7 protein-coding genes are annotated in these 8,253 nt (G+C 70.6%); 4 read left to right on the top strand and 3 right to left on the bottom strand.

The window, feature by feature from the left end; all coding sequences use genetic code 11:
• The 4 genes from tssL to PKE44_RS11575 all read left to right on the top strand — a co-directional run.
• On the top strand, positions 1-480 hold a 480-nt coding region (gene tssL / locus PKE44_RS11590; protein ID WP_324551277.1), incomplete at its 5' end, for a type VI secretion system protein TssL, long form.
• A 30-nt stretch (positions 481-510) separates the two neighbouring features.
• Complete coding sequence (tssM, locus tag PKE44_RS11585) at positions 511-4,056, top strand: type VI secretion system membrane subunit TssM (protein WP_324551275.1); 3,546 nt, start codon at positions 511-513, stop codon at positions 4,054-4,056.
• Positions 4,057-4,770: a type VI secretion system-associated protein TagF gene (gene tagF, locus PKE44_RS11580; protein WP_324551273.1), complete on the top strand. Its 714-nt coding sequence runs from the start codon at positions 4,057-4,059 to the stop codon at positions 4,768-4,770.
• 73 nt (positions 4,771-4,843) lie between these two features.
• Positions 4,844-5,614 (top strand): protein phosphatase 2C domain-containing protein, encoded by a 771-nt coding sequence (locus PKE44_RS11575; protein ID WP_324551280.1) that lies wholly within the window; start codon positions 4,844-4,846, stop codon positions 5,612-5,614.
• Positions 5,615-5,627: 13 nt separating this feature from the next.
• Here PKE44_RS11575 and PKE44_RS11570 read toward each other — a convergent pair whose 3' ends face one another.
• The 3 genes from PKE44_RS11570 to hslV all read right to left on the bottom strand — a co-directional run bounded on the left by PKE44_RS11570 (position 5,628) and on the right by hslV (position 8,109).
• On the bottom strand, positions 5,628-6,077 hold the full coding sequence (locus PKE44_RS11570) for a hypothetical protein (RefSeq protein WP_324551270.1): 450 nt from the start codon (positions 6,075-6,077) through the stop codon (positions 5,628-5,630).
• A 123-nt stretch (positions 6,078-6,200) separates the two neighbouring features.
• A complete protein-coding gene (gene hslU, locus PKE44_RS11565) occupies positions 6,201-7,556 on the bottom strand; it encodes an ATP-dependent protease ATPase subunit HslU (protein WP_324551269.1) in 1,356 nt (451 codons plus the stop codon).
• Positions 7,557-7,575: 19 nt separating this feature from the next.
• Positions 7,576-8,109, bottom strand: a complete 534-nt coding sequence (hslV, locus tag PKE44_RS11560) for an ATP-dependent protease subunit HslV (RefSeq protein ID WP_324551265.1) — start codon at positions 8,107-8,109, stop codon at positions 7,576-7,578.
• Between the last annotated feature and the right edge of the window lie 144 nt (positions 8,110-8,253).

Below are 8,253 nucleotides of genomic sequence, written 5' to 3'. Positions count from 1 at the left end.
GTCGCCGCCGTCGCCCCGGCCCCGCCGCCGCCCGCGCCGGCCCCGCCGCGGCTCAAGGGCTTCCTGGAGGACGAGATCCGCCAGAAGCTGGTCAGCGTCGATGATCGCGACGACCGCAGCGTCATCACGATCCGCGGCGACGGCCTGTTCGCCTCGGGCGCGGCGACGGTCAAGGACGCCTACCTGCCGGTGCTCGGGCGCATCGCCACCGAACTGAAGCGCGTGCCCGGCGAGGTGCTGGTCACCGGCCACAGCGACAACAAGCCGATCGCGACGCTGCGCTTCCCGTCGAACTGGAAGCTGTCGCAGGCGCGCGCCGAGTCGGTGCTCGAACTGCTCGCCCGCGACACCGGCCAGCCGCTGCGCTTCACCGCCGAAGGCAAGGCCGACACCGAACCGGTCGCTCCGAACGACACCAATGACGGTCGGGCGCAGAACCGGCGCGTCGAGATCACCCTGTTCGCTCCCGGCGTGCGCTGAACCGGCACTGCGTCCGGGACGAGGACCGTCATGAAGGCTTTCATCAAGAACTGGCTGATCCCGCTGCTCGCGCTCGGTGCACTCGCGGCGCTGATCTGGTTCGTCGGCCCGCTGATCGCGATCGGCGGCTGGGTGCCGTTCGAATCCGAGACGGTGCGCTGGATCGCGATCGGTGTGGTCGCGCTGCTGTGGCTGATCTGGCGCATCGTGCGGCTGATCAGCGCGAAGAAGCACGAGCGCGAGATGCTCGCCGGTCTGGTCGAGGCGCCGCCCGATCCGGCGGCGGTCGAATCGGCCGAGGAGATCGCCGCGCTGCGCAGGCGCCTCGACGAGGCCGTCGGCGTGCTGAAGAAGGCGCGCCTCGGCGCGAGCGGCGGCGAGCGCCAGACGCTCTACCAGCTGCCGTGGTACATCCTGATCGGCCCGCCGGGCTCGGGCAAGACGACGGCGCTGATCCACAGCGGCCTGAACTTCCCGCTCGCCGAGCACTTCGGCAAGGACGCGATCCGCGGCGTCGGCGGCACCCGCAACTGCGACTGGTGGTTCACCGACGAGGCCGTGCTGCTCGACACCGCCGGCCGCTACACCACGCAGGACAGCCACGCCGCGGTCGACAAGGCCGCGTGGCTCGGCTTCCTCGACCTGCTCAAGCAGCACCGCCGCCGCCGCCCGATCAGCGGCGCGCTGATCGCGATCTCGGTCGCCGAGCTGATGCAGTCCTCCGAGGCCGAGCGCAACGCCCATGCGCGCGCGATCCGCGCCCGCATCCAGGAGCTGCACGAGCGCCTCGGCATCCGCTTCCCGATCTACGTGCTGCTGACCAAGAGCGACCTGATCGCCGGCTTCACCGAGTTCTTCGATGATCTCGGCAAGGACGAACGCGGTCAGGTCTGGGGCATGACCTTCCCGCTCGACGAGACCGGCAACGGCGAGCCGCCGCTCGCGCGCTTCGCCACCGAGTTCGCAGCGCTCGAACAGCGCCTGTCGGCGCGCCAGACCGAGCGCCTGCAGGGCGAGCGCGATCCGGGGCGCCGGGCGCTGATCTACGCCTTCCCGAAGCAGTTCGAGGCGCTGCGCGACCTGCTCGACGGCTTCCTGAACGAGGCCTTCCGCCCGAACGCCTACGAGCAGCGCCCGCTGCTGCGCGGCGTGTACTTCACCAGCGGCACGCAGGAAGGCACGCCGATCGACCGGCTGATGGCCGGCATGGCACAGACCTTCCGGCTGGCGCGCACGCAGCTCGGCAGCCTCGGCAACAGCGGCCGCAGCTACTTCCTGACCCGGCTGTTCCGCGAGACCGTGTTCCCGGAGCAGGGCCTCGCCGGCGTCAACCTGAAGCTCGAACGCCGGCGCGCCTGGCTGCAGGCCGGTGCCTGGGCCGCAGCGCTGCTGATCACGCTTGGCATGGGCGCGCTGTGGCTGCTGAGCTGGCAGGGCAACCGCGCGCTGATCACCGATACCGACGCGCAGGTCACCGACGTGCGCAAGCTGCTGGAGAAGGTCTCTCCGGACCAGCGCGAGGCGCTGGCGGTGCTGCCGCTGCTCGATGCCGTGCGCACGCTGCCCGGCGGCTACGCCGAGCGGGACGAAGGCACGCCGTGGCGGCTCGGCTTCGGGCTGTACCAGGGCGACATGCTCGGCAGCGAGGCCACGGCCGTGTACCGGCGCATGCTGCACGGCGCACTGCTGCCGCGGCTGATCCTGCGCCTGGAGCAGCAGATCCGCGCCAATCAGGCCAATCCGGACATCCTGTTCGTGGCGCTGAAGACCTACCTGATGCTCGAAAACCCGGATCACTACGAACCCGATGCGATCAAGGCCTGGATCGCGCTCGACTGGGACAACAACCTGCCGCGCGACGTGACGCGCGAGCAGCGCCAGCACCTGCGCGAGCACCTCGACGCGCTGTTCGAGAAGCGCCCGCTGCCGCTGCCGCTCGCGCTCGACCGCCAGCTGATCGGCCAGACGCAGGCGATCCTCGTGCGCGTGCCGCTGCCGGTGCGCGCCTACGACCGCATGAAGCGCTTCGTCGCGCAGGACAACAAGGCCTACCCGGACTTCCGCATCGACACCGCCGCCGGCCGCGATGCCGGGCTGGTGCTGCGCCGCGCGAGCGGCAAGCCGCTCGGCGAGGGCGTGCCGGGCTTCTACACCTACCGCGGCTACACCGAGGGCTTCGGCAAGGCCGGCACCGAGCTGGTCGCGCGCCTCGCCGAGGAGAGCTGGGTGCTCGGCGATGTCGGGCGCATCGCACCGCAGGATCTGCCGCAGCTGATCGAGGACGTGCGCCGGCTGTACTTCGCCGACTACATCAAGGTCTGGGACGCGCTGATCGCCGATGTCGGCGTCGTGCCGCTCGGCAACACCCAGCAGGCGATCGACATCCTGCGCGTGCTCTCCGGCCCCGGCTCACCGCTGAAGCTCTGGCTCGAAGCCGTCGCCCGCGAGACCAACCTCGCGCGCAAGGAAGGTCTGGCCGCCGCCGGCGACAAGGCCGCCGACAGCGCCGTCGACAAGCTCAAGCAGCAGCTCGCGAGCCTGATCGGCTCGACCGGCGCCACCCCGCCGCCGGCGGTCACGGCCGCGCAGGAGCTTGATCCGGTCACCAGGCACTTCGCCGACCTCGCCGCACAGGTCAGGAAGGACGGCAGCAATCCGGCGCCGATCGACGCGACGCTCGCCGCCTTCAACGACCTGTACGTGAAGCTCAACACCCAGGCCGGTGCCAGCGGCGATGCGCTGATCAAGGACGCCGCCGGCCAGACCGCGGCGGTCGTACGCGGGCTCAAGCTCGACGCCGATCGCGCGCCACCGGCCGTCGGCGCGGTCATGAAGGCCGTCGCCGATCAGGCCGACGGCCTGACCATGGGTGGCGTGCGCAACCAGATCAACCAGCTCTGGCAGGCCGAGGTCGCCGACTTCTACCGCCAGACGCTGGCCGGGCGCTACCCGCTGGCGCGCAGCCCGCGCGATGCCGCACTCGCCGACTTCGGCGAGTTCTTCGCTCCGGACGGCCGCATCGACAAGTTCTTCAAGAACTATCTCGCGCGCTACGTCGACCAGTCGACCAAGCCCTGGCGCTGGCAGCCGAACGCCACCGACAAGCTCGGCATCTCGGCCGGCGTGCTCGTGCAGTTCCAGAACGCCGCGACCATCCGTGATGCCTACTTCCGCGCCGGCACCGCCGGCCCCGGCGTGCGCTTCGACCTCGAACCGGTGTCGATGGATGCCGAGATCGCGCAGATCATCGTCGATCTCGACGGCCAGCTGCTGACCTACGCGCACGGCCCGACCCGCGCCACGGCCATGCAGTGGCCGACCCCGAACGGCGCCGGCAACCTGCAGATCAGCATCACGCCGCCCGGCAACAGCGGCCGCACCGGCCTGAGCTACGACGGGCCGTGGGCGCTGTTCCGGATGCTCGACCAGCAGTCGGTGCGCGGCAGCGGCGAGGTGTACACGGTCACGATCAACGTCGATGGCCGCAGCGCCAGCTTCCGGCTGCGCGCCAACAGCGCCTTCAACCCGTTCCGGCTGCCGGCGCTCGGCGCCTTCAGCTGCCCGGATCGGCTGTAGATGGCCGCCTGCGGTTTTTACGGCAAGCTCGCGAGCCGCGGCGACTTCGTGTCGCGCCGCCTGCCGCGCGAGTTCGTCGAACCCTGGGACGGCTGGCTGCAGGCGGGCCTCAGCGCCAGCCGCGAGCAGCTCGGCGACGGCTGGCTGGACTGCTACCTGACCAGCCCGCTGTGGCGCTTCGTGCTGGCGCCGGGCTGCTGCGGACCGCAGGTCACGGTTGCCGGCGTGCTGATGCCGAGCGTCGACCGGGTCGGGCGCTACTTTCCGCTGACGCTCGCCTGCAGCCTCGATGGTGAGCTCACGCCCGACGCGCTGGCCCGCGATGCCGGCGACTGGTACGCACAGGCCGAAGCCCTGGCGCTCGCGACGCTGGAGGAAACGCTGGACCTCGACGGCTGGGATGCCGCCGTCGCCGCCCTCGGCGCCCCGGCCGCCGCGGTCGGGCTGGCGCTGCCGGGCACGCCGATGCTCGGGCACTTTGAAGACCTCGCCGACGCCGGCAGCATGGCCGGCCGGCTCGCGCAGCAGCGCCTGCGCCCCGACTGGCGCGGCAGCTCGCTGTGGTGGACGCTGGGCTCGGAGCGCATCGAGCCCTGCGTGATTCTGGCCGAGGGCCTGCCGCCTGCCGGCACGCTCGGCAGCTTCTTCGACGGGGACTTCGCCCGGGCCGGCTATGCCGCGGGCGACACCGCAGGATCCACGCATGATCAATGATGACAACTTGTTACCGTCCGACGCGCCGCTGCCACTACCTTCCAGTCGCACCGACGACACCGGGGACAGCGCGATGCTCGGCGATCACCCCTTGCGCTTCGAATCGAGCGCCGTCACGCACGTAGGCATGGTCCGCAAGGTCAACGAGGATGCCGTGCTCGACCAGTCGGGCCGCGGCATGTGGGCCGTGGCCGATGGCATGGGCGGTCACGCGGCCGGCGATTTCGCGTCCCGGACCATCGTGCAGACGCTGTCGCGCCTGCCGCCGGCGCCGACGATCAGCGTCTATGTCCGCTCGGTACAGACCAGCTTGCAGCACATCAACGAGCTGCTGCGTCAGGAAGCCGCACGCCGCGAGCGCGAGACCATCGGCGCGACGGTCGCGGTGCTGGTCGCCGCCGCTGACGAACTGGCCTGTCTGTGGGCCGGTGACAGCCGCCTGTACCGCTTCCGCCGGCCGAGGCTTGAACAGCTGACGCGCGATCACAGCTACGTTCAGGAACTCGTCGATGCCGGCGCCCTGAGCCCGGAGGAAGCCCAGCGCCACCCGATGGGCAACGTCGTCACGCGCGCCGTCGGTGCCCACGAGACGCTGGAGGTCGATGCTCACCCGGTGATCACCCGCCCCGGCGACGTGCTGCTGCTCTGCACCGACGGCCTGAGCAAGGTCGTCAGCGACGACGAGATCGCGCAGGTGCTCGCCACCCGCCGGCCGGCGGAGGCCACCCGTGAACTCGTCAATCTGGCGCTGCTGCGCGGCGCGCCCGACAACGTCAGCCTCGTCGTCGTGCGCGTCGACGCCGACACCGGCACGGTCACGCAGCCGGTGACGCCGGTCGTCTGAGCACGCGCGCCCGTCAGCGCACGCCGGCGGCGACCAGATCGTTGCGCGTGAAGCGCAGCGTCGTGCGGATCGGCGCGAAGGCGCTCTGCAGGCCGGCGTCACGCCAGCTCTCGATCGTGACCGGGTAATCGAGTTCGGCGACGAGCCGCGCCTGCGCACAGGTGAACAGCAGCCGGCCCTGCGCCGGCAGTTCCTTCAGGCTCACGCAGTCCTGGCCGTCGGGCGTCTGGAAACGCACCGACACCCACTGCGTCTCGCCCGAACGGCTCGACAGCCGCAGCCCCAGTTCGAGCCGCCGCTCGCGCGTCGCGAGCAGGCCGGCATCGTCGATCGACAGCGGTGCCACCACCCCGGCCGCCGGCTTCGCCGGTGACGGCGGTCCGCCGCCACCGCCACCGAGCCAGGCCGGCAGCGGGATCGTGCAGCCGCCGAGCAGGGCGAGCGCGAGGGCGGGGACAAGCACCGCACGGGCGCGGACCCGGCGGACAGGGCAAGGGACAGTCGGGACGGGCATCGGTGGCGGCATCCGGAAACGGCAGCGGGCGCCCACTATAAGCGCCCGCCGGGCTCCGGATCGCGCCATGCGTCAGAGGATGAAGCGGCTGAGATCCTCGTCCTGCACCAGCTGGCCGAGGTGCGCATCGACGTAGGCCGCGTCGATGAGCAGCGTCTGGCCGTCGCGGTCCGCGGCTTCGAACGAGACATCCTCCAGCAGCCGTTCGAGCACGGTGTGCAGCCGGCGCGCGCCGATGTTCTCGGTGCGCTCGTTGACGCTGTGGGCAATCTCGGCGAGGCGCTGCACGGCGTCGGGCGCGAAGGTGACGCCGAAGCCCTCGGTCGCGAGCAGGGCCTTGTACTGCTCGGTCAGCGAGGCGTGCGGCTCGGTCAGGATGCGCACGAAGTCCTGCGCGCTCAGGGCATCGAGTTCGACGCGGATCGGCAGGCGGCCCTGCAGCTCCGGCACCAGATCCGAGGGCTTGGCCAGATGGAAGGCGCCCGAGGCGATGAACAGGATGTGGTCGGTCTTCACGGCTCCGTACTTGGTCGACACCGTGCAGCCTTCGACCAGCGGCAGCAGGTCACGCTGCACGCCTTCGCGCGACACGTCGGCGCCGCTGTATTCGCCGCGCCGGCAGACCTTGTCGATCTCGTCGATGAACACGATGCCGTTCTGCTCGACGGCCTCCAGCGCCTGATGCTTGAGATCATCGGGGTTGACGAGCCGCGCGGCTTCTTCTTCCTGCAGCAGCTTCAGCGCCTCGCGGATGCGCAGCTTGCGCGCGCGCGTGCGGTTCTGCGCGAGGTTCTGGAACAGGCTCTGCAGCTGGTTCGTCATTTCCTCCATGCCGGGCGGCGCCATGATCTCGACGCCGGGGGCGCTGGCGGCGAGCTCGATCTCGATCTCGCGCTCGTCGAGTTCGCCGCGCAGGAGCTTCTCGCGCATCTTCTGGCGCGTGGCGGTGTTCTCGGACGGCGGCGGCTCGGCCGGTTCGTTGCTGAAGAAGCCGCCGGTCGCCGCCGGGCGCGGGCGCGGCAGCAGCGCGTCGAGCACGCGCTCGATGGCGTTCTCCTCGGCGCGCACGCGCACCTTGCGCGTCGCATCCTCGCGCGCGAGCTTCATCGCCGCATCGACGAGATCGCGGATGATGGTTTCCACGTCACGGCCGACGTAGCCGACCTCGGTGAACTTGGTGGCCTCGACCTTGATGAACGGGGCACGCGCAAGGGCGGCGAGGCGGCGGGCGATCTCGGTCTTGCCGACCCCGGTCGGGCCGATCATCAGGATGTTCTTCGGCGTGATCTCGGCGCGCAGCGGACCGGTGATCTGCATGCGCCGCCAGCGGTTGCGCAGCGCGATCGCGACGGCACGCTTGGCGGCCGCCTGGCCGACGATGTGGCGGTCCAGTTCCTGGACGATTTCTCGGGGCGTCATTTCGGTCATGTCGGGGATCCGGGCCGGCTCACAGCTCTTCGATCGTCAGGTGCGGGTTCGTGTAGATGCAGATCTCGGCGGCGATGTTCAGCGCCGCCTCGACGACGCCGCGCGCATCGAGTTCCGAGTGCGCGAGCAGCGCCCGCGCCGCCGCCTGCGCGAAGGCCCCGCCGGAGCCGATCGCCGCCAGATCGTGCTCGGGATCGATGACATCACCGTTGCCGGAAATCACCAGCATCGCGCTGGCATCGGCGACGATCATCAGCGCTTCCAGCCGGCGCAGCATGCGATCGGTACGCCAGTCCTTGGCGAGTTCGACGGCGGCCCGCGTCAGGTTGCCGCCGTGCTTTTCGAGCTTGCCCTCGAAGCGTTCGAACAGCGTGAAGGCATCGGCCGTACCGCCGGCGAAACCGGCCACCACCTTGCCCTGATAGAGCCGGCGCACCTTGCGGGCGTTGCCCTTCATGACCGTGTTGCCGAGCGTGACCTGACCGTCACCGCCGATGGCGATGCGGCCGTTGCGGCGCACCGCGAGGATCGTGGTGCCGCGAAACTGTTCCATCGAAGTGGCCTCCGGAGCTGCCCTGATGACGAAGCGGCTGCCGCGCGGGTGAGGCGGCAGCACACGAACCGTCGAAATGCGGCGCTGCGGCAGCGGTTTCAAGAGCGCCCGGAAAGCCGTGCATAAAAAAGCCCCGGTACAGGG

Origin of the sequence: Plasticicumulans sp. (assembly GCF_035331805.1) — a bacterium.
In the GTDB taxonomy this organism is placed as follows: domain Bacteria; phylum Pseudomonadota; class Gammaproteobacteria; order Competibacterales; family Competibacteraceae; genus Plasticicumulans.
The sequence above is the reverse complement of the archived record's forward strand: the minus strand, read 5'-3'. Positions and strand labels throughout refer to the sequence as shown.